At 51.2% G+C, this 22,151-nt stretch carries 22 protein-coding genes; 10 read left to right on the top strand and 12 right to left on the bottom strand.

The features are described from left to right. Positions 1-25: 25 nt before the first annotated feature. Positions 26-568 (top strand): DUF924 family protein, encoded by a 543-nt coding sequence (locus tag LF95_RS07445; RefSeq protein WP_073954349.1) that lies wholly within the window; start codon positions 26-28, stop codon positions 566-568. Positions 569-632: 64 nt separating this feature from the next. On the opposite strand, the gene LF95_RS07440 is transcribed toward LF95_RS07445, so the two are convergent. Together LF95_RS07440 and yaaA are read right to left on the bottom strand one after the other, a co-directional pair. Continuing rightward, positions 633-1,691 (bottom strand): glycosyl transferase family protein, encoded by a 1,059-nt coding sequence (locus LF95_RS07440; RefSeq protein ID WP_073954348.1) that lies wholly within the window; start codon positions 1,689-1,691, stop codon positions 633-635. A 47-nt stretch (positions 1,692-1,738) separates the two neighbouring features. After that, entirely contained in the window at positions 1,739-2,512 is a 774-nt protein-coding gene (yaaA, locus tag LF95_RS07435) for a peroxide stress protein YaaA (RefSeq protein ID WP_073954347.1), read from the bottom strand. Positions 2,513-2,666: 154 nt separating this feature from the next. Between yaaA and LF95_RS07430 the strand changes: the two genes are divergently transcribed. Beyond that, positions 2,667-2,987 carry a peptidylprolyl isomerase gene (locus LF95_RS07430; RefSeq protein ID WP_073954346.1) on the top strand — a complete coding sequence of 107 codons (321 nt, stop codon included), beginning with the start codon at positions 2,667-2,669 and terminating at the stop codon, positions 2,985-2,987. A gap of 54 nt (positions 2,988-3,041) precedes the next feature. On the opposite strand, the gene LF95_RS07425 is transcribed toward LF95_RS07430, so the two are convergent. The 3 genes from LF95_RS07425 to LF95_RS07415 all read right to left on the bottom strand — a co-directional run bounded on the left by LF95_RS07425 (position 3,042) and on the right by LF95_RS07415 (position 4,816). Continuing rightward, positions 3,042-3,395, bottom strand: coding sequence for a DUF1491 family protein (locus LF95_RS07425; RefSeq protein ID WP_073954345.1), 354 nt, complete (start codon positions 3,393-3,395; stop codon positions 3,042-3,044). A gap of 1 nt (position 3,396) precedes the next feature. Further along, positions 3,397-4,218, bottom strand: a complete 822-nt coding sequence (locus LF95_RS07420; protein ID WP_252509688.1) for a peptidoglycan DD-metalloendopeptidase family protein — start codon at positions 4,216-4,218, stop codon at positions 3,397-3,399. Positions 4,219-4,327: 109 nt separating this feature from the next. Next, positions 4,328-4,816, bottom strand: a complete 489-nt coding sequence (locus LF95_RS07415; RefSeq protein ID WP_073954344.1) for a hypothetical protein — start codon at positions 4,814-4,816, stop codon at positions 4,328-4,330. A gap of 215 nt (positions 4,817-5,031) precedes the next feature. Here LF95_RS07415 and LF95_RS07410 point away from each other — a divergent pair, with 215 nt between their 5' ends. Further along, a complete protein-coding gene (locus LF95_RS07410; RefSeq protein WP_073954343.1) occupies positions 5,032-5,706 on the top strand; it encodes a DUF599 domain-containing protein in 675 nt (224 codons plus the stop codon). A gap of 140 nt (positions 5,707-5,846) precedes the next feature. Next, positions 5,847-7,160: a methyl-accepting chemotaxis protein gene (locus LF95_RS07405; protein WP_174560995.1), complete on the top strand. Its 1,314-nt coding sequence runs from the start codon at positions 5,847-5,849 to the stop codon at positions 7,158-7,160. A gap of 55 nt (positions 7,161-7,215) precedes the next feature. Here the strand turns inward: LF95_RS07405 and LF95_RS07400 are convergent, their stop codons facing one another. After that, on the bottom strand, positions 7,216-8,421 hold the full coding sequence (locus LF95_RS07400) for an MFS transporter (protein WP_073954341.1): 1,206 nt from the start codon (positions 8,419-8,421) through the stop codon (positions 7,216-7,218). A gap of 355 nt (positions 8,422-8,776) precedes the next feature. Between LF95_RS07400 and thrS the strand changes: the two genes are divergently transcribed. The 4 genes from thrS (at position 8,777) to LF95_RS07380 (ending at position 13,634) form a co-directional block, all read left to right on the top strand. Continuing rightward, positions 8,777-10,708, top strand: coding sequence for a threonine--tRNA ligase (thrS, locus tag LF95_RS07395; RefSeq protein WP_073954340.1), 1,932 nt, complete (start codon positions 8,777-8,779; stop codon positions 10,706-10,708). 200 nt (positions 10,709-10,908) lie between these two features. Then, positions 10,909-11,385, top strand: coding sequence for a tetratricopeptide repeat protein (locus LF95_RS07390; protein WP_073954339.1), 477 nt, complete (start codon positions 10,909-10,911; stop codon positions 11,383-11,385). A gap of 361 nt (positions 11,386-11,746) precedes the next feature. After that, the gene (locus tag LF95_RS07385; protein WP_073954338.1) at positions 11,747-12,133 is read left to right on the top strand and encodes a hypothetical protein; all 387 of its coding nucleotides are present in this window, start codon (positions 11,747-11,749) and stop codon (positions 12,131-12,133) included. Between the two features lie 166 nt (positions 12,134-12,299). After that, positions 12,300-13,634, top strand: coding sequence for an SPOR domain-containing protein (locus LF95_RS07380; RefSeq protein WP_073954337.1), 1,335 nt, complete (start codon positions 12,300-12,302; stop codon positions 13,632-13,634). 45 nt (positions 13,635-13,679) lie between these two features. Here the strand turns inward: LF95_RS07380 and LF95_RS07375 are convergent, their stop codons facing one another. Beyond that, positions 13,680-14,000 (bottom strand): PGPGW domain-containing protein, encoded by a 321-nt coding sequence (locus LF95_RS07375; protein ID WP_168173670.1) that lies wholly within the window; start codon positions 13,998-14,000, stop codon positions 13,680-13,682. 202 nt (positions 14,001-14,202) lie between these two features. On the opposite strand from LF95_RS07375, the gene msrA reads away from it, so the two are divergent. Next, a complete protein-coding gene (msrA, locus tag LF95_RS07370; RefSeq protein ID WP_073954916.1) occupies positions 14,203-14,847 on the top strand; it encodes a peptide-methionine (S)-S-oxide reductase MsrA in 645 nt (214 codons plus the stop codon). A 95-nt stretch (positions 14,848-14,942) separates the two neighbouring features. Here msrA and LF95_RS07365 read toward each other — a convergent pair whose 3' ends face one another. The 5 genes from LF95_RS07365 to moaB form a co-directional block, all read right to left on the bottom strand. Next, entirely contained in the window at positions 14,943-15,704 is a 762-nt protein-coding gene (locus LF95_RS07365) for an IclR family transcriptional regulator (protein ID WP_073954335.1), read from the bottom strand. Between the two features lie 73 nt (positions 15,705-15,777). Next, positions 15,778-16,593, bottom strand: a complete 816-nt coding sequence (locus tag LF95_RS07360) for a hypothetical protein (RefSeq protein WP_073954334.1) — start codon at positions 16,591-16,593, stop codon at positions 15,778-15,780. Positions 16,594-16,765: 172 nt separating this feature from the next. After that, on the bottom strand, positions 16,766-17,911 hold the full coding sequence (locus LF95_RS07355; RefSeq protein WP_073954333.1) for a DNA alkylation repair protein: 1,146 nt from the start codon (positions 17,909-17,911) through the stop codon (positions 16,766-16,768). Between the two features lie 247 nt (positions 17,912-18,158). Beyond that, positions 18,159-18,929 carry a sulfite exporter TauE/SafE family protein gene (locus LF95_RS07350; RefSeq protein ID WP_073954332.1) on the bottom strand — a complete coding sequence of 257 codons (771 nt, stop codon included), beginning with the start codon at positions 18,927-18,929 and terminating at the stop codon, positions 18,159-18,161. Positions 18,930-19,042: 113 nt separating this feature from the next. Next, positions 19,043-19,576, bottom strand: a complete 534-nt coding sequence (gene moaB / locus LF95_RS07345; RefSeq protein ID WP_073954331.1) for a molybdenum cofactor biosynthesis protein B — start codon at positions 19,574-19,576, stop codon at positions 19,043-19,045. Positions 19,577-20,004: 428 nt separating this feature from the next. Here moaB and LF95_RS07340 point away from each other — a divergent pair, with 428 nt between their 5' ends. Then, a complete protein-coding gene (locus LF95_RS07340; RefSeq protein WP_073954330.1) occupies positions 20,005-21,957 on the top strand; it encodes an acetoacetate--CoA ligase in 1,953 nt (650 codons plus the stop codon). Positions 21,958-22,151 lie beyond the last annotated feature (194 nt).

Raw genomic sequence — 22,151 nt, 5'->3', positions numbered from 1 at the left:
ACAAAGCCCGACAGGACGCATCATCATGAATCCGGACGACATATTACATTTCTGGTTTAAGGAACTGACGCCCAAAAAATGGTTTGAAAAAGATACAGCACTTGACCGGCACATCACCGAACGGTTTGCCGATTTTCATGCTGCGGCCACCAGGGGCGAACTGTTTGACTGGCGCAAAACCGCCAAGGGCCGCCTTGCCGAAATCATCATCCTCGATCAGTTTTCGCGCAATATGTACCGTGACGAGCCACAATCCTTTGCCAGCGATGCAATGGCACTTGTGCTGGCGCAGGAAGCCGTGCGGGTAAAGGCAGATCAGGACCTGTCCAATGTGCAGCACAGGCTGTTTTTATATATGCCCTATATGCACTCTGAATCCGAAATCATTCACGAGATTGCGCTGACGCTGTTTGACCAGCCGGGCCTTGAAGAAAATCTCGATTACGAAAAACGCCACAAACAGATCATTGATCGTTTTGGCCGTTATCCGCATCGCAATGAAATTCTGGGACGCCCGTCAAGCGCAGAAGAACTGGCTTTTCTGAAACAGCCGGGCTCGTCGTTCTAACAACAAAGGCAGGGGTTAAACCGCCCCTGCCTTACATTTTCTTCCTCAAAACCGCCTCAGGTAACTACCGCTTGATTTTGCGGTTATCCCACCAGCCTTCAACAAGGCTTTCCGCTTCGTCAATATAATCCGCGCGCCCGGCCAGATATGCCGCCATTGCGGCACTGCCCTTGATTTTGGCAATCGCATCGGCATCCTCGATTTCGCCACGCCAGACCCCCAGGAAATGATCCATCTTGGCCGGTGTGGCGTCATCTTCGGGTTTTTCCGTCCGTGCCAGGCTGGCAGGCCAGCGCAGGTCGCTTAGGACCCCATTATCGAGCAACCGAAGATCGACATGTTTGTAAGGTGTGCGTTCTGCCTCGCCGCCACCGCCCTTAATCACGCCAATACGTGGTAAATGCAGCAATTTGCCGGTTTCACGATGCACATCCAAAAATGCCGGATGAAATACCCCCAAAAACGCCGCCTTCGCCTGCAAGGGGTTGAGTAGACGCAACAGGGTATTTACCGGGCTGCGCAGGCCCAGTAACGGCCGCAGGCCAATCAGTTCCTGCAATTTGGGATGAATATGGCGCAGCGGCAAATAGGAAATACCATGTGTGGCAATATCGGCCCTTGCTTCTTCGGCGGACATGGCCGTTGGCAATTTCAGGGCTTTAAAGGCCGCCTCGGTGCCAACGCCTTTGACCAGATGCGAATTATAGCCGTGCATCAAAACCGGGATCTTGTTTTGTGCCAGCAACAGGGCCGATAGCACAAACCACGGCAAGCCGCGTGTGCGTCCAGCAGCATAAGACGGCCAATCGATCATCGGATGGCTGGCCTCTGGAACATCGCTTTCATCGGGCTCCAGACGGGCGATGTCGCGCACGGCCTCGATCATCCCGGCAAGTTCTTCGGGGGTTTCCCCGCGATAGCGCAACATCAGCAGATAAGCGCCAAGCTGAATCGGATCGACTTCATCACGCAGAATCATGGAAAAGGCCGTAAAGGCCTCGTCACGTGTCAGGCTGCGCGACCTGCCCGGTCCGCGAAAAAACTGCCGCAAATACCCCGAGAACGGATGGGATTCTGGCAAATGATTTTCATCGTCGGGCTGCTCGAGATGATCGTCGCTCATCTGATCGCTCACTGTGTTGGTGAAAAAATAAGATCACGGGCACTACATTATTCGTGCGTGCGCGTAAAGACCCAGTCATTCCCGTCTGTCAAATCATCACGGTAAACATACCCGTCCATATCAAATGATTTCAGGTCTTCGGGCTTTTCCAACCGGTTCTGGATCATGTATCGCGCCATCATGCCACGGGCACGCTTGGCTGAAAACCCAATGACTTTGGCGGTGTTGCCTTTTATTTCCTTAAACACAGGCGTAATTACCGGCCCTTCGATCAATTTGGTTTTCACCGCCTTGAAATATTCGTTCGAGGCCAGGTTCACCAGGGTGCGATCTTTATGCTCGCGGGTGATGTCATTCAAATGATGGGCAATCTTTTCGCCCCAAAATTCATACAGGTTCTTACCGCGCGGATTTTCCAGCTTCGTTCCCATCTCCAGACGATAGGCCTGCATCAAGTCGCGCGGGCGCAACGCCCCATACAGGCCCGAAAGCATGCGAAAATGGTCTTCCGCCCAGTCCAGATCTTTCTGGCTCAGGTTATCAGCATCGAGTCCGACATAGGTATCGCCACGAAAAGCATAAACCGCCGGTTTGGCATTTTCGGCGGTGAAAGGCGTTTTGAAATGGGCAAATCGCTGCACATTCAATTCAGCCAGATCCTCGCTGATCCCCATTAAATTCATTAAATCGCGACGGGTCTTTTTTTGCGCAACCTCAACCAACTCAACGGCATCGTCCAGAAATACCGGCTGACTAACAGGCATTTTTGGGGCCGGATTTTCAAAGTCGAGTTTCTTTGCCGGGGAAACAACAGCAAGCATTTGTGCGCCTCTTCTCTTTCATCGCGGATCATTTTGTCGTAACAAGCCACAAGGCTTATGGGAAAGTGCCAGCCATGGCAATTCCCATAATTTTGAAATTTTGCAGATTTCCGGTACTTCGCAATGGTGTGGTGCCGGGCTGAAAGGAAAAATCATGAGTGAACAAGTTCGCGCATCTCACATCCTGCTGATGTATGCCGGTTCCGCACGCTCCACCGCGTCACGCAGCAAGGACGAAGCCCTGACCCTGATTAAAGACCTGAAAACCCAGGTCGACAATGGTGCCGATTTCGCCGAAGTCGCCCAGGCAAATTCCGATTGCCCGTCGGGCCGTCAGGGTGGCGACCTTGGCTTTTTTGGCCGTGGCATGATGGTCCCTGAATTCGACCAGGCCGCGTTCAACATGGAAGTCGGAACCGTGTCCGACGTGGTGGAAACCGATTTCGGTTATCACATCCTGCAGCGCACCGCTTAATCCGGTATCGCAAAAAATTAAAGGTCTGCAGTCGCTTGCAGGCCTTTTTTTATATCAGAATTCAACAATTGGCGCATCAAGCTCATATTGCGACTTGTGATCTTCGACTTCCAGCACCCAAATATCCCGGTCAAAAGAAATCTGTCGGCAGCAATACTTATCGCACTGCATTTCCGTTTCACGATCACCGCTTCCACCCCCTGCAACCTGCATCCAGCCAAGTTCACCTTCCATCGTGGTGACACGCGAATATACAAAACAACCTGCGGCAAAACGGTTTAGTTTCAACAAAACCGCCCCGGCATCCTCGTTGCCTTTATGCACGACCATTGCCGTAATGCCATTGGCCTGGCAAATCCCGATCTGGCCACGCACCCAAATACCGGCTTTTAAACGGGGCTGGGTCATTTCACACACCTTCCCGACTGGCTGTTACATTTTCCGGCATTTGCAAAATCAGGTTTGCATTGGGGCAAATAGCTTCCCATACATCCCATTGAGACGGTTTGGCTGCACCAAAATAGTCACCGCGTTTCCCCAGAAGATCAAAAATGATCTGAAAATGCAGGTGCGGTATCCAGTCGCCATTGATCGGATAATCACCAAACTGGCAAAGCTCTTCCCCTTTCGCAAAGGGCTTGCCCTCATAAAGCCCCACAAGCGATTCCCGGCTCAGATGTCCATACAATGTCCAGAAGGTGATGCCCGGTTCGGGGTTATGCTCCATGATAATGGTGGGGCCATAATCCAGCGGCAGGTCATTATCAGCAAAGCTGTGCACTACGCCATCAAGCGGCATGAAAACCGGCGTTCCCGCAGGCAGGAAAAGATCAATCCCCAAATGCTGGGACCGGGCTTCACCGCCCACCTTAAATTGAGGCGACTGATAACAAATCCGGTCCTCGCGATAGCGGCCAACACCAACAGGCGCATCCTGCGCGGCCATTTGTGCAAACATCAGTTCCGTCTGCCGGGCCGGGTCGCTGGTCCCGCCAATCACCACATCGCCATTGCGGCTGAAATCATAAACGATCTTGCGACATGTTTTCAGATCAAACGACAAAACCGAGGCGAATTGATCCTGGTTATCGCCAATCCAGCGTAGCAATTTTTGTCCTTCGGGAAACGGTGCCTCGCCCTTTACATGCCGCGCCAAATAGGTCGCAAGGCGTTCCTCGCCCTGCGCCAATTCGTTATTCATATCCATTGAAACCGGGCGTTCCTGGCTCACCGCGATGCTCCGCAAAAGAAAAAAGGCAGCAAGGTTATCCATGCTGCCTTTGTGGGTATCGAATTTATCGGCCAGTGGCAAGCAACTGCGTTACCCACCCTTTGCCCCGTTACCAGTTGGCAACTTCATATTCGCACGATACGTCATCATCATCGGTATCGGTCAGCGCAACCGTCAGGCGGCGCATTTGCGGATTGAACCGTTTAATGAAGTTCAACAGCAACAGGGCTTCTTCGCTCAATTCGCCAGCATCTTCATCATCATCGTCAAGTTCGCACAGCTCCACCAGTTCAAGGAACAGGGCCGCCAGCGCGCGTTTGACATCTTCGCCGCCCTTAAGCCCTCCGGTTAATTCACCCAGTGGCTTCAAATCAACTTCCAGCTGACGCAGGGTCTTGCTCATCTGGTCGATGTCGTCTTCGTCCAGCACCATTTCGGCGGCAATCATGTGGGTGCCGACTTCATTGATATTCATATAGCCGACAAATTCAAACACATCATCCTTGCTGCGACCTTCCTCGATCAGCGCTTCGGTATGTGCTTCAAATTCGGCCAGTTCGACGTCTTCTTCGCCAAGGTCGTTATCAAGGTCGCTCATGGGGTATTTGCTCCGTTAAATTTGCGCCGCTGATACTCTTTCTCGGGTCGGAAAACAACCCGCCGAAGATGATTTTCAGCAATTCGTCATCTCATTGCCTATCGCATCATTATAAACCAAGCCCAGGGTGCTGCCAAAAGAAACACCTAAGCCAATTTTGATCATCAATGATATAATCCGCCCCCATAAAAAGGGGAAAAGGACGAAAAACATAAATGGTAACAACAACATTACACGATGCACTGGCACTCGGCTGGGCCATTTGCTGGTGGGCTGGCTATACCTTTTATGCTGACAGCAGCACGCGGCGACGCAAAAGCATTTCCGCGTTAATGGCGCATAATCGACATCGCTGGATGGAACAGATGCGTAAACGTAATTTGCGGATGATTGATACCTCTATCGCCAGCAACCTGATTACAGCGATCAGTTTTTTCTCATCAACAACGATTCTGGTTCTGGTTGGTCTGGGCGCGCTTCTTGGCTACAGCAGAGAAGGTATTGAACTGGTTTCCACCCTGCCCTATGCCGCCGCGTCCACACCCTTATTGTGGAATTGCAAAGTCGTATTTCTGATGTTGATCTTTGTTTATGCCTTTTTCAAATTTACCTGGGCTTTCCGGCTATCAAATTACTGTTCGATCCTGATTGGTGCCACCCCCGAAACCAGCGATGAAAAAGGCCCCAACATAGCAGCCCAGGCCGCCCGTATGAGCATGATGTCAGCCCATAACTTCAATCGTGGCATTCGTGCTTATTTCTTCGCCCTTTCGGCGCTGGCTTGGTTTTATCATCCTGTAGCCTTCATGATTGGATCCACTTGGGTGATCGTCATTCTGTACAATCGTGAATTTCGTTCCCATGCCCTGGAAATCATGATGGGGCGTTAGATCACCCAAACCGACAGACGGACGAACGCACCAGCACGGAAACTGATGGAGAATACAAAAACCTTGAAAGACTTTTGATCAATACACACATCCCAAAAGAATAGCACATCACCACCTTAAGATAAGATGATGGTGCAGGGATGAGATTGTCAAAAGTTCTGAAAGTATATCGCATGGCGTTTTTAAAACCATCAGCCGAAACAGCCGAAAAAATCGAATGGCTGCAAATTTTGTCACGACACTCCGGTGTTGGATTATGGGATGCCATTCTTCACGATGGCGATGCGATGCACCCAAAGTCAAAATGGACCTGGACACCTGAATTTCGTCGCCTGTGCGGTTTTGACAATGAAAACGATTTTCCCAACGTCGTGCAATCCTGGTCGGACCGTCTGCATCCAGAGGATGTCGCGCCCACATTTGCCGCCTTTGGCAATGCTTTGGAAACGGGTAAACCATATGACGTTCTATATCGCCTGAAGGTAAAGGATGGCTCCTATCGCTGGTTTCGGGCGACTGGTGGAACCGTGAAGGATGCAAACGGCATTCCCCGCCGCGCATGTGGGTCACTGGTTGACGTTCATGATAGCAAAGTTGCCGAAGCCGAACGTGACGAAATGCGTCAGAAGTTGGCCGATGCTTTTGAAGCCTCTGTGGGGAAACTTGTCGAAGCGGTATCAGAATCCGCCAGAACACTCGATAAAGCCGCACACTCAATGACATCAACGGCAACTCAAACAGCAAACTTGTGTGATGTTGTTGCCTCCGCCTCCCATGAAACAAACGAAAACGTTCAGTCTGTCGCATCGGCAACAGAAGAATTGTCCGCATCAATCGATGACATCAGCAAACGTGTTAACCAATCATCCCAAATTATCAGTACTGCCGTTTCAGAAGCTGTCGAAACCAACAACAAAATTGAATCTCTGGCGACTGCTGCACAAAAAATTGGTGATGTTGTCAAACTGATCAATGACATTGCCGGACAAACCAACCTTTTGGCCCTAAATGCCACCATCGAAGCTGCCCGTGCAGGAGATGCTGGCAAGGGATTTGCCGTGGTTGCCTCCGAGGTAAAAACCCTCGCGACCCAAACAGCGCGTGCAACAGAAGAAATTGCCAACCAAATCAAAGCAATACAGGAAGAAACGCAAAACGCGGTTCAAGCCATTCAGAACATTTCCCGCACGATTAACGAAGTAGACGAGATTTCAACGGCCATTGCCTCTGCAATTGAACAACAGGGATCGGTTACCCACGAGATTTCAAACAGTGTTTATCAGGCTGTAAAAAGCACCGAATCTGCTCAGGCTAATGTTCGATCTGTCACGGAGGCAGCCAACGACACAGGTAAGGCTGCGAGCCATGTTCAGGGGGAAACATCAGAATTGGCAAAAAATGGCGACAAATTGCGCGACCAGGTTGGTGAATTCTTGCGCTCTATTCGCCAATAAACAAACCACAGGCCTTGCCAAACCGCCCTTATGACAGGGCGGTTTGGCGTTCCCGTTACCCTGATTTTATCGCAGTTGCTTTTAACCGGCGTTTATAAACGGCATAAATCGCAACAATCAACACAACCAGGCCGACAGGCATGGCCGCCGACATTAACAAAACGGACCACCCTGCTCCGGCATAAATCGAGCCTGCAGACAACGAAGCCACAGCAACTGTCCCAAACACGGCAAATTCATTAATGGCCTGCACACGGGCCTGCTCAGACGGACGGTAATTTTCCGTCAGTAACGTTGTCGCGCCCACGAACATGAAATTCCAGCCAATCCCCAGCAATACCAGTGCGGGCCAGAAATTCGCCAGCAAATCAATCCCGGTTAACCCGAACACCAGGCAAACAAGCGTAAAGACAGCACCTGCCTGAATGATGACCAGTGACCCAAAACGGCGAATCAGGTTGCCGGTAAAAAAGCCCGGCGCATACATACCCACCACATGCCACTGAATAATAAAGGCGGCATCCCCAAAGGCATAGTCGCAGTCAAGGATGGCAAGCGGCGTTGCCGTCATCACAAAGCTCATGACCGCATAGCCAAGGGCTGCGCCGACAATGGCAACCAACACCCCTGGCACACGAAAAATCTCGCCAAGTGGACGGGCGGGTTCATCATGTATTTTTTTGTGCGTTTCCGGCAGGCGCAACTGGGCAATGGCCAACATCAACAACAATTGCAGCCCCAACAGCGCAAGAAACGTCCCCAAAAACGGAATGGTATCAACCCAGTTACGGGCGTGACTGGCAAGATTTGGCCCGATAAATGCCGCCAGGACACCGCCCAGCATCGTCAATGAGATCGCACGCGAACGAAATTCTGCCGGGGCGGCTTCGGCTGCGGCAAACCGATATTGCATGGCAATGGCATTGGCCGACCCGATAAAGGCCCCGGCCGCACATATCAGCCAAAAATTACCCCAATAAACCGCCCCCATCCCGGAAAAGGCACCACACATCCCAATCAAGCAGCCCACGGAAAAACCAACCTTGCGGCCAAACCGTTTCATCATGAAAGCTGACGGTGCCGTAGTAAGCATCATCGCAATCATTGTTGCCGACACTGGCAAGGTAGAGAGCGATTTATCAGGTGCCAGCGAATAACCAATCACGGCTGCAACAGTAAACAACAGCGACATCGCACTTGCCGAAAGGGCGACACACAGACTGAGAACAATAACGTTACGTCTGACTTCGGGGCGAGACATGAAAGACCTTCCTGAATGGCGTGGTGGCGCCTGGCTGATTATTATTGTATAAAAAGGGCAGATTTCAGTCAGTTCCGGCTTGCCCGCAGGCAATAGCCTGTTATATTTGACCCGCAACAAACGGGAAAGCATCAATGCACGGCATCGCCGACAAAAAATTGATGAAGACGGAATTCACTGCACGCCATCGTGGCGGTGCAGCGTTTTTTGCTGCCCAGAAAGTCGCCTTTTCCAAAGTGCGAACTTGACCCCATCCCAAAATTCGTTTTCTTGTGCAGACTTCCCGCAACAACAGCGGGTATAAGGTGTGCGCCTTGATTATTTCGCCCGTATAAAAAGCAGAGTTGAGCAGAACATGATTGCCCTTACGCTTCCGGACGGCGCCGTACGTGAATTTGACGGTCCCGTTTCGGGTTTCGATGTTGCCAAAAGCATCAGCAGTTCCATGGCAAAAAAATCCTTTGCCATTATCGTTAACGGTGAAGTCCGCGACCTTGGCCGCGAGATCGAGACTGATGCAACCATCGAGATCGTAACCAAAGGGCATGACGAAGTATTGCCGCTGATCCGCCACGACTGCGCGCATGTCATGGCCGAAGCCGTGCAGGAACTTTATCCTGACACGCAGGTCACGATCGGCCCGTCCATCGAAAACGGCTTTTATTACGACTTTGCCCGTAAAACGCCCTTCACGCCCGACGATCTGGTCAAGATCGAAAAGAAGATGCACGAGATCATCAATCGCAACGAGAAAATCGAACGCGAAGTATGGGATCGTAACGAGGCGATCAAGTTCTTCCTTGATAAAGGTGAAGACTACAAGGCCGAGATCATTCGTGATTTGCCGGAAACGGAAACGATTACGTGTTATCGCCAGGGTGCCTTTATCGACCTGTGCCGCGGACCGCATTCCCCCTCGACGGGTAAAATCGGCAAGGCCTTCAAACTGATGAAGGTCGCGGGTGCCTATTGGCGCGGTAATTCCGACAATGAAATGCTGCAGCGTATTTACGGCACCTGCTGGGAAACGCAGGAACAGCTTGATGCCTATCTGCACATGCTGGAAGAAGCCGAAAAGCGTGACCATCGCCGCCTTGGTCGCGAAATGGACCTGTTCCATATGCAGGAAGAAGCCCAGGGATCGGTTTTCTGGCACGATAAGGGCTGGAAGCTTTATCGCAAGGTGGAAAACTATATCCGAGGCCGCCTCGACAACGCTGGTTATCAGGAAGTGCGCACGCCGCAGCTGGTAGACCGTGTGTTGTGGGAAAAATCCGGTCACTGGGAAAAGTTCCGTGAAAACATGTTCACGACGGCCCCTGATAGTGATGAAAAAGTTCTGGCGCTTAAGCCGATGAACTGCCCCTGCCATGTGCAGATTTTCCGAATGGGCAGTAAATCCTATCGTGACCTGCCGTTGCGTATGGCCGAATTTGGCTGTTGTCACCGTAACGAACCTTCGGGCGGGTTGCATGGCATCATGCGGGTCCGCCAGTTCATTCAGGATGACGCGCATATTTTCTGTACCGAAGACCAGATCGTTTCAGAAACCAAGATTTTCTGTGACCTTTTGAAATCGGTTTACAAGGATTTTGGCTTTACAGATATCGTTGTCAAATTCTCGGACCGCCCGGAAGTGCGTGCCGGGTCAGATGAGATCTGGGACAAGGCGGAAGCAGCACTGCGCGAAGCCTCCGAAGAAGCGGGACTGAAGCTCGAGATCAATCCTGGTGAAGGGGCATTTTATGGCCCGAAACTGGAATTTGTTCTGCGCGATGCCATTGGCCGTGACTGGCAGTGTGGCACGCTTCAGGCGGACTTTGTTTTGCCCGAACGTCTTGATGCTTCCTATATGGGCGAAGATGGCGAAAAATATCGTCCCGTCATGTTGCACCGGGCTATTTTAGGCTCACTTGAACGCTTTATCGGCATCCTGATCGAAAACTATGCCGGTCGCCTGCCCTTGTGGCTGTCGCCGGTTCATGCGGTCATTTGCACCATCACCAACGAGGCTGATGGCTATGCACAGGAAGTCAAAGAAGCATTGGCAGCCAAAGGCTTGAATGTTGAACTTGATCTTCGCAATGAAAAGATCAGTTACAAGGTTCGTGAGCATAGCCACGCCAAAATCCCGTTGATTTTGGCACTTGGCAAACGCGAAGCCGAAGAAAAAACCGCATCCGTGCGCCGTCTTGGTTTCAAACATCAGAAGACCGTTGCGATTTCCGACCTGGCAGAAGATATGGTCCGTGAAATTCAGGATCGCGTGATCGAAGCCGATTTCTAAATCGCGCCATCACCTTAAAATGCCCGCCTGTATCATCGGCGGGCCTTTTTGCTATCGCCTTCACATCGGGCTCACACATTCGTTACAACAATTCTGCGAGCTGTGAGATACTGAAATCCGGAATGTAGCTATAATGCGCCCGCAATGCCTGACATTATTCCCGCCTTTATGCCATATCCGATTGAAAGCACGAGCTTCAAATGAACAAACAAAACGTTGTCAAATTTGTCCGTATCGCCGCCATTGCAGGTGCCGTCAGCCTTTATAGCTCTGCCGGTTTTGCAGCGGGTTTTTTCAGCAGCTCAAGCGATGACACACCAACCGACCTGCCGGCCGTTGTGAAAATGATTGATGCCGGAAAATATTCTGATGCCATCGACAGCCTGAAAAAAATGAACAAAGCCGATCCAAAAAACGCCGACGTTCTGAACTATCTTGCCTATAGCCAGCGCAAATCAGGCGACATGAAATCGGCCGAAGCCAATTACGAAAAGGCCCTTGAAATCAATCCCGATCATCGTGGTGCGCTGGAATATCAGGGCGAACTTTACATCCATACCGGGCGTGTCGATATGGCAAAACAAAATCTTGCCCGCCTGAAAGACGTTTGCGGTACCGACTGCGAACAATATAAAGACCTGAACGATGCGCTAAACGGCAAAAAATCAAACTGGTGAAACCAGCTTAACATCTCTCGAGAATTTACAAACCCTTCCCGGTTCCAGGCCTGGAAGGGTTTTTATATGGGTGGGTATCCTGCCCCTTGTTCCCCCCCATCCTATTGGCAAAAAATTCACACATCCATTTTTTGAACCGTCTGATCTTGTTTCACGGCGCCGTTAAACAATATGGAAAGACAATCGTTACCTGATTATGCAAACGCGCAATAGTGACACGACTGCGCAACAAACTTTCAGGTCTCTGATTTAAAAAATACCCTGCTAACGCGGGGCTCAGAGCATAGGCGAATGTATAGATATACATTCCCGTAAGAACAGGGCATTTTGTCGCCAATCCAACCACTTACAACGGGTCTAAATGTCAGAAAATCCTCTTCGCAAAACCTATACCATCATGGTTACACGCACGACCGGCCACCAGATGGAACTGGAAACCGTTCAGGAATACGGTGCCGCAATGGAAAGTGCGAAAAAGGCACTCGACAATACGAATAATACCGAAATACGCATTGTCGAGAACAAATATGACGATGCAACCCGCAAGGAAAAAAAGCAGGTCATCAAAATCCTGAACCGTGACAATCTGGCAAGTGCAACAACCGGTGCCGTGCGTGCTGGAAAAGGGTCAGGCACTCTTGCACCGGAAGTGATGTCGCGAATGACAAAATCCATCATCAATATCTCGCTGGCAGTTACAGTTTTGATTTTATTGGGTGGAATCATGTTCCAGATTCTCAACCAATAACTTTCGGATCGCTTAAAATTACAAAACTCCGCCTTGACAGTTCCCCGCACTGCGACATGATAAGCGCAATAAAGTGATTGCATAAACAGCCGGGTATTTGTGGGGAACGATGGCGAAATTCAGCTTTCCAATCAGGAATCTTAACTTTCGCCAGGCAAGGTGCCTGATGATGGCTGCGGGGCCTGCGGCTCTTTTGCTCTCCGGGTGCGCAACCGACAGTGCCAAAAATACATTAGAGCACCCGACCATTGCCAATACGGTCACTCCCCCAGATCAGACTTTTGATCATTTCAGCATTTCCCAGCAAATGGCGGCCTGTTCGCTGTTTCTAGAAACCCCGTCGGCACGCGGTATTTACCTGTCACCAGACAGCAAAACAAAAAGCACCACCGATACAGCCAAACGGGATATTGAAATCAGCTCCAGTCCGGAAAATGACCTGAAACAGGCAATTGAGCTGGAACTGGGCGGGCATCCCGCCGAAGCGCGCAAACTTTATCTGTGGCTGACAGCGGCAAATCCCGACAGCAGCTTTACCATGCCCTGTGGCAATGGTGTTAATCTCTCCAGCAAAATTGTGCGTCTGGCACAGCAGCGCCTGGCAATGATGGATATCTCCAACCCGGAACTGGCAAAATCCGACGAAATCGACGAAAAAGTCGCAATGGCGAAAGTCGCACCCGGGCCTGCCCTGCCAAATCCGCCAAAGGTAAAACGCAACACCGATTTTTACCTTACGGCGGGTCCGATGGATGCAATGCCGGAGGATAACAATCCGCCTGCGCCGCCTTTCGCCATCGAGGTAAGTCCCAATACAGAAACCCTGGCGCGGGTTACGCCACCCAAAGAACCCGTCAGCCTTAAAAGTGACAAGGCCGTGGGCATTGGCAATGTCACCACCGTAAAACCCCCAAAAGAATCACCCGCGTCAGAAATACTGGAACTGACCGGCGGGGTCGGTGCCGCCAGTGTCAAAAGTGCCAGTCTGCAGCCCAACAGCACACCACAAGAAGATGGTAACCTGCAATCGATGCCGACCGCACCGCGTCAGGAAAATACACGCGCAACGCCACTTCCGGATGACATGGTACCCGGTGCAAACGACCCAAAATCAGCCCGGATGGCAACAAAACCGGCACCAGTCGAAACTGAAATGACGACAAAACCGGAACGGCACGGCCCGCCGGTGCCGTCATCAGCGGCCCCTGCTACCGTTGACAGGGTACCCTCCGTCCAGGCTGGTCAACCATATTACGCGCTGCAGCTTGCCGCCTATCGTAGCCGGGAAATGGCCGAATCCAGTTGGTTAAAACTACAAAAAAAATCGGGCGGCCTGCTATCTGGTATCGATCATGAAGTCCGAACCTACGCCGAAAAGGACAAAGGCCTGTATTTCCGCCTGATGACAGGCCACTTCCCCGATAAAAGCACAGCGGAAAGGGTATGCCAGGGTTTCAAGGCAAACAACCTCGACTGCATTATCCGCTATGTGAAGCCCTAAAACAGTCACGACCGCCGGTCTTTGCCACCTGCAGGAATTGACAGCTTAGGTCAAGGACCGCTGATGCAGCTCCCTTTGCCGCAGTCGCCGTGTAACGGGGCCGGGATCGGTTTTACGCAGATAAACCCCAATCCAGCGGGGGGCCTGATAAAGAGCCTTTTCAAGGACGCCATTACGCTGGGCAATTTTCCAGCGTGCAAACTGAATTAATCGGCGCGCCCGCTTTGACCCGCTTGCCAGCATCGGTATGGCAAACGCGATCAGGACCATACCAAAAAAGGGCGGTGGCAATGGCAAAAATGCCAGCCCCACAAGCAGCAATACCAGACCACCACCGACAAGCCCGAAGGATCGAAGCAAACGCATTACACCCACTTCCTGCATAGGAACATATGGCATCCCATCGCACCATTTATCGACAGCAAAAATGGCCGCATAGGTCATTATGCCGGGGTCCGGGGCTGGACAAAAAAGAAACAATCAAGACAATTTGTCAGATCGATCATTGCAACAGGGCAAATCCCGGTTACATTTTGAACAACACGTTTCTCTTATCTGTCAGGTGATCATGTTTAAGACCATTCCGTCCGAAAAATCACGGATGCCCTCGCCGTCCGAGGCATTGCCGGGGCGTGCCGAAGCCCTGCCTGTCGCCGAAGCACATGTCGTGAACGGCAATCCGATAAAAGGTCCTTTTCCTTCCCATCTGGAAACGGCGATTTTTGGCATGGGCTGCTTTTGGGGCGCAGAACGCCTTTTCTGGCAACAGGAAGGTGTCTATAGCACCGCGGTCGGTTATGCGGGTGGCTATACCCAAAACCCCACCTATCGCGAAGTTTGCTCCGGTCAAACAGGCCATGCCGAAGTTGTTTTGGTGGTTTTTGATCCGTCGATAATTTCGTACCAAGATCTTTTGAAAGTCTTTTGGGAAAACCACAATCCGACCCAGGGCATGCGCCAGGGCAACGATATTGGTACACAATACCGTTCGGTCATTTACCCGGCAACAGACGAACAGCGCGAAGCCGCCCTGGCCTCGCGCGACAATTATCTTGCCGCGTTAAAAGGTGCCGGTCTGGACGAGATCACCACTGAAATCGAACCGGCACCAACCTTTTATTACGCCGAAGACTTTCATCAACAATATCTGTTCAAAAATCCTGACGGATATTGTGGCCTTGGTGGCACCGGTGTTTCGTGCCCTGGCAGCTGATGACAGGCAATCAAGTCGTCAATCCGGCCCGTCCTACATGACGGGCCGCTTTATTTGGGCACAACAAAACACTGTACTCAGTTAAACAGTACCCATCATACAGGAATACCGCCATATTCGCGGCTTAAATCACCACAGACACGCCGGACCAGCGTGCCAAAAACGGCAAGGCGCTCTTCGGAAATGCGGGCTGCGGGCCCGGAAAGCGAAAGAGCTGCAATCGGCTGTCCGGTTTCATCGCGTACAACACCGGCCACACATCGCAGGCCCACAGCGTGCTCCTCGTCGTCAATGGCCCATCCCTGCTTGCGGGCGGCTTCCAGATCCTGCTTTAGGCCTTGCGCTGAGGTCCGGGTTCGTTCCGTCATTTTAGGCAGGCCATGCTGGGCAACAATAACGTCCACATCCTCGGCAGGCAAAAATGCCAGCAAAGCCTTGCCAACGCCCGAACAGTGCATCAAGGCACGCCGTCCGGGTGTTACCAGGGCACGCATCATCTTTCGGCACTCAACCTGCGACAGAAAAATGACCTCCCCACCGTCGGCAACAGCCAGGTTAACCGTCTCGCCGCTTTCTTCCATCAAGGCCCGCATATAAGGACGTGCGATCTGGCTGAGGTTGCGGTTCTTGGTAAAGGCATTTCCAACACTAAAGGCCTGCACCCCAATCGACCATAAGGTGCGCTCACCATCAAAAGTCACGTAGCGCTCGTGTTGCATCGTGGTTAACAGGCGATGCACCGTAGAGGGCGGCAATTTAACACGCTGCGAGATCTCCGTCAGGGTCATGCCATCATCGCTATCTGCCAGCGTATTTAAGATGCCAAGGGCACGCACCAGCGATTGAACCTGCTGCATTCGGTTTCATCCTCCCCCACTAAATGCGTTCTTGTAACGGTGTGCCGGAAGGGTGCCGAATGAATAACGGCGATCAGCGACCGTTTTGCACAAGCCCCCTGCTGCGCCACCATACGACGCTGGAATAGCCCACAAGATAGATTGTTGCCGCACCAAAAGCGAGAACCGTTCCAACACCCGCACCAAATTGCGGATATGTATAGCTGACAGCAACAATGTAAATTAGCAAAGCGCCCATACCCCGCGGAAAATTGCGGATCACGGTATGGACCGGCGCAAGGCCATAAGACCAATGCAAAATCAGGATCATGGGATATAATGTCACCGGGAAACCGGCAAATAACCCCGCCCATCGCGGCCCGATAATGGCCGCCGCTCCACTGATCGCCACCACAATCAGGGCGGCAATGGCGGCACGAATGGCAACAATGCTGCGGGTTATGCGTACACGTTGCGCAATGCTGACATTTTCAATGGCCCGGAACAGAAAGATCGATACTCCCATTGCAATCAACAGGGCCGCGGCCGCCTCAAACAGACTGAAGGTAAAAAGTTGCCCCAACCAGGAAACAAACACAAATGCGGCAAAGGATGCCAGCGATGCAACGGGCATCTGCACCCTCAGCGAATGGTGCGCAACGGCACGCGACGCCAAATAATAGGCATATAAAAAAGCCAATGTCGCAATCAGCCCGGGCAAGGCATAAACCGCACTTTCCCGAGCAAATGGCACGCCCTGCTCAATCGCAATAAAAAACAGCAATATTGCCGTTCCGAGCGGATAACCTGACAAAACGCCGGCGACACGGGGCCCTGCGCGCTCCGCAAGGATTGAAAGCCCAAGCACCACAACGATCGAAACGGCCAGTTTGGCAATGAAAAGCGACATGGAAAACCCGCAACGCAGCACAAAAATACAAAACGTTATCGAATTGTCGCAATATTATCAAAATTATGCCAGTGGAATATGCTCCCCTTCCAGAGGGCCACATACACCGCGCATCAAACCCACAATAAAGTTGATCTTGCAATCCCCTGCGCCACGCCTACGCCGCAACACATTATCCTGTCTGCAAATCAAAATGCTCCGTTGCCACGGAAATCCCGTTTACCAGCACTTCGATCATGTGTAGTCCGGGATAATATTTGCGGGTTGTAATTTCGTATATCCGGTGTGTTCGCGCCAAACTGATACTTTCGCCTGCTTTAAGACGCAGTTTCTTCCATTTGAAAACCTTTGGCGACAGGCTACCATTAGCCTTTCGATGATGAATGGCATAGTCAATCACCAGTTCCCGCGTTTTCTTTTCATCGTTCTTTACATCAATCGCAAAGGCAATTTCATGGCCCATTTCAATTGCGGAGTTCTTTAGGCGCAACGGCGATGCAACGACCTGGACGGGGCCAAACCCCAAGGCGGATAACGCGCCTTCATGCCCCTGCTTCACAAGACTGCGACAGGCGTGATGCACAAGGCGCTGACGGTTTTTAGGGGCATCGCGTAACCATTCTGCCGCAATTTCTGCCACAAGATCGGGATGGTCCTTTGCAATATCATTCAGGTTATTGGCAACAGAACGCCGAACGTATTCCGCCCTGTCATCGCGCAATCGTGTTAGCAGCGCGATAACAGGTGAAGGGTCCTCAATAAAAACCGACAGGCGCATTCCCCACGGTAGTCGCGTTCGTGTTCCTTCCGAAACAAGGCGGCGAACGTGGGCATTCGGGTCATCCACCCAATGCGATAAAATCGCCAATGTTTGCGAAGTATGATTTGCCAGAAAAGGACGAATGGCAAATTCCGAACTAAAGCGTTGCGTTAGCTGATACAGACTATCCATTGATAATTCGAGATTATCCTGACCATGCAAGGCGACATAATCAGCCATTGGCATAATGGCCCAGCCCCGGACACCCTGGCCCGAAACATCCGGCTTGGGATCGGTAATATCGTTAAAATCACCACCTGGAGCTGGTGCCAGGCTTTGATTAATGATTGCAACCGCCCTTGAAAAATCAGTCGGCAGGTGCATCGTCAGCGCCTCTAGAACCTGATTACTGCGTTGCTTTAATTCCAGTGCATCCAAATCTTTTGACGCATCACGCATAAAACCCGCGTCATCAAATTCCGGATAAACACGCAAAATGTGCGTTGCCATTTCGGCAATCAGCCCCTTTGAAAACAACTCCTTAAACGGTGTTCCCATAATCACGCCCCTAAAATTTGCTCCCCTTATGTTCTATATTTTTCCACACTAAAAGATATTCAGCATTACAGAACATCCTGACATATTCTGTCAGCAGGAACTGCACGTTCATCAAAGCAGATTTCAAAAGCAGATGCTGAGGCACACTATACCGCTAACAGTAATCCGGCCCCAAAAACAAAGGCAGGGTACCTGATTGTACCCTGCCCTAACTCAAACCAGACTCACCAACTTTTTCCCGCCGAAATCAGAAAACGCCGTAATGTGTAAGACCATCCCAAAGCAGCTTTAACCCGGTAATCAGCAACAACACATAACAAACGCGATAAAACAGTTGCTGATTGACCTTGTCGTGCGCCCACAGGCCCAACCATGTGCCCAAAATCGCGACAGGTGCCAAAACGGCTGCTGTTTCGAGATTGGCGCCATTAAATTGGCCCAAAAACCAATAAGGGATCAGTTTTACGTAATTCACGACAATAAAAAACATCACTGTCGTGCCAACAAAAACCGTTTTATCCAGCCGTTGCGGAAACAAAAACACTGATAAAGGTGGCCCGCCTGCATGGGCGACAAAACTGGTAAAGCCTGAAATGGTGCCCCAGAATGTACCCTTTACCCATGTCGCAGAACGCGGCTTGTTGCCTGATGATTTACGGCGCAACCAATGATCAAGGGTGAAGCCGATAGCGATCAGCGCAATCAGAATTTTGACGGCTTCTTCGCTCAGATAACTAAACGACAATGACCCGACCAAAATCCCGATCAGAGCGGCAGGAATCAGGATCATCATATTGCGACGGTCCCAATTTTTGCGATACGCCCAAACATTGGCCAAATCCATCAAGCATAAAATCGGCAACATGATTGCCGCAGCGACCTGTGGCGAAACAGCCAGGGCAATAAGTGGAACCGAAACCACCCCCAGGCCGCCGCCAAAACCGCTTTTGGAAACGCCGGCGATCAAGACAGCCGGAATCGCCACCATATAAAAAAATGGATCGCTGATTATTTCCATTGTTCTTCCATTAAGTCATCCCCTTATGTACCCCCTGTCACTAGGCCCAACAGCCAACATGCCGCGCAAAAAGGCGGCAACCAGACCTGTGCCAGAGCACCAAAAATAAAGGGTTATTTTTCAAGCAGGCGCGGCATCAACTCGACAAAATTGCAAGGCCGATGACGGAAATCGAGCTGATAGACGAGAATATCATCCCACGCATCCTTACATGCCCCGTTTGAACCGGGCAACGCAAACATGTAAGTCCCGTTCGCAACCCCGGCCACTGCACGGGACTGAATGGTGGACGTGCCTATCTTTGCATAAGACAGCCAACGAAACAGTTCGCCAAACCCCGATATTTCCTTGTCATATACCGCCTGGTGGGCCTCTGTCGTCACATCCCGCCCGGTTACACCCGTACCGCCGGTGGAAATAACCACATCCACATTTGGCTCCAGCGACCAGGCACGCAATTGCACCACCAACTGATCAAGGTCGTCGGGCAGAATTTTACGCTCTACAATCGCGTGGCCTGCTTTTTCGGCGCGTTGAACCAGAATATCGCCTGAACTGTCTGTGGCTAAACTGCGCGTGTCGCTCACCGTCAACACCGCAATATTCACTGGCTTGAACGGCAAGGAAGTATCTATCTTTCCAGGCATGTCGAAACTCCGCAAACAATAATTGTCCGCAGCTTAACGCCCCGCTCCCCAAGCGCAAGTCATTCATGCCACAGCATTAAAGCCAGAGCGCGCCGGGAACGTTTTTATTTCATGGTTTGCAGCCCTCATCGCACCATCCCCGTTGCGAACCTGCCCATATAGCCCTACTTCCTAACTTGGAAAAAACATTGCGCTCAAAAGTGCAAAATCACTTAAAATCAAATACCTAATCAAAAAATATCGCCAAGTTTGTTCTCGGAAAACAATCTTTCCAGGGCGTTATTTGGCATTGCAATAGTACTATTCTTGCCGCGCAGCATATTTCGACGTAAAAAGTGGTAGGGTCATACCGAATTAGACAAAGACAACACCACCGTGGCTCCCGAAAACAGATAACAACATCGACGCAGGAAACAGAGGTATCGACGATGACGGACATTCTTTGGCAACCAAGCCCGGAACGCATTCAAAACGCCAATGTGACGCGTTTTCGTGAATGGCTGAACAACCGAAATGACCTGCGACTGGAAAATTTCGTTGACCTTTATGACTGGTCGGTCCGCGAGATGCAGGCTTTCTGGCCAGCGTTGATCGAATATGCCGGGCTGAAAGCCGAAACCTGGGGCGATACGGTGCTGGAGAACCCGCATCAAATGCCCGGGGCCAAATTTTTCCCTGATGCCCGATTGAATTTTGCCGAAAATCTGCTGCGACGGGATGATCACAGCGATGCCCTGGTTTTTTGGGGGGAAGACAAGGTCAAAACCCGGATGTCGTGGTGCGACCTGAATATTGCGGTATCAAAGTTTTCGCAAGCCCTCCGGGCGCAAGGTGTAACAAAGGGCGACCGCGTTTGCGGCTATATGCCCAATATGCCCGAAACAGTGGTTGCGATGCTTGCCACGGCGGCGATTGGTGCCACATGGTCATCGGCCTCGCCAGATTTTGGCGTTCAGGGTGTCGAAGATCGCTTTGGCCAGATCGAACCCAAGGTCATGATCACGGTAGATGGCTACTATTATAACGGCAAAAGCCATGACATCCGTGAAAAGGTCAAAGACATCGTCGATCGCATTCCCGCCATCGAAACAGTTGTGATCGTTCCCTATGCCTTTGACGGCATAAACAGCACCGGCATTCGCAGTGCTGTTTCCTATGCAGATTATACTGGCCGCTTTGATGCGAAAAAAATCGAATTTGAACGGGTAGCGTTTAATCACCCGCTTTATGTCATGTTCTCCTCGGGTACCACCGGCAAGCCGAAATGTATTGTGCACGGCACTGGCGGCACGCTTTTAAAGCAGGTTTCCGAACATCTTATGCACTGTGACGTTGCATCCGGCGATCGCGTTTTTTACTTTACGACCTGCGGCTGGATGATGTGGAACTGGCTGATGGGCGGGCTCGCCGCCGAGGCAACTCTGTTGCTGTATGATGGCTCTCCCTTCTATCCCAACGGTAACATTCTGTTTGATTATGCCGATGCCGAAGGCATGACACTGTTTGGAACCTCGGCCAAATATATCGATGCCCTTGCCAAGGCGGAACTCAAACCCCGCGAAACACATGACCTCTCCACAGTGCGGGCCATGACGTCAACCGGCTCGCCGCTGGCACCGGAAAGTTTCGATTATGTCTATCGCGATATAAAAGAAGACATCCACCTGGCATCCATTTCCGGCGGGACTGACATTCTGGGCTGTTTTGTGCTGGCAAGTCCGGTCCTGCCTGTACGTCGCGGTGTTATTCAAACCCGCGCCCTGGGGTTGGCTGTAAATGTCTATGACGATGATGCAAAGCCTGTCCTTAACCAGAAAGGCGAACTGGTTTGCACAGCCCCCTTCCCGTCCATGCCTGTTGGTTTCTGGAATGATCCCGACGGTAAACGCTATCATGATGCCTATTTTGACCGATTCCCCAATGTCTGGTGCCACGGTGACTATGTCGAACTTGATGATGAAGGCGGCATGGTTATTTATGGGCGATCCGATGCGACCCTTAACCCGGGTGGCGTGCGCATTGGTACCGCAGAAATTTATCGCCAGGTCGAAAAACTACCCGAAATCCAGGAATCCATCGTTATCGGCCAGGAATGGGATAATGATGTGCGTGTCGTCCTTTTTGTCGTTCTAAGCCCGAATGTCGTTCTGGATGACGCCCTGATAGACCGGATCAAGAAACAGATCAGAAACAATTGTACCCCGCGCCATGTACCGGCAAAAATCGTTGCAGTTGATGATATTCCGCGCACCAAGTCGGGCAAAATAACCGAACTTGCGGTACGCGATGTTGTTCATGGCCGAAAGGTAAAGAATCAGGAGGCGCTGGCAAATCCGGAAGCACTTGATCTTTACGCCGATCTGGAAATTCTTCAAAACTAGACATTGCACTGCAACAATTCATCCTGATTGCGAACGGCTCCCTCATCAAGGGGGCCGTTTTTTTATCCGAAATGTTGAAAAACGCAGCTTTCGGGAACGCTGCAAACATCTTTCAATGGCTGGTTTCGATTCCGCGCCGCAGCGGAGGTGAAATTTTAAACAAATGAAATTTTTGCATTTTTTTTGCACATACC

Origin of the sequence: Thalassospira sp. TSL5-1, from assembly GCF_001907695.1 — a bacterium.
Lineage (GTDB): Bacteria > Pseudomonadota > Alphaproteobacteria > Rhodospirillales > Thalassospiraceae > Thalassospira.
This window is presented reverse-complemented; position numbering and strand designations above follow the sequence as displayed.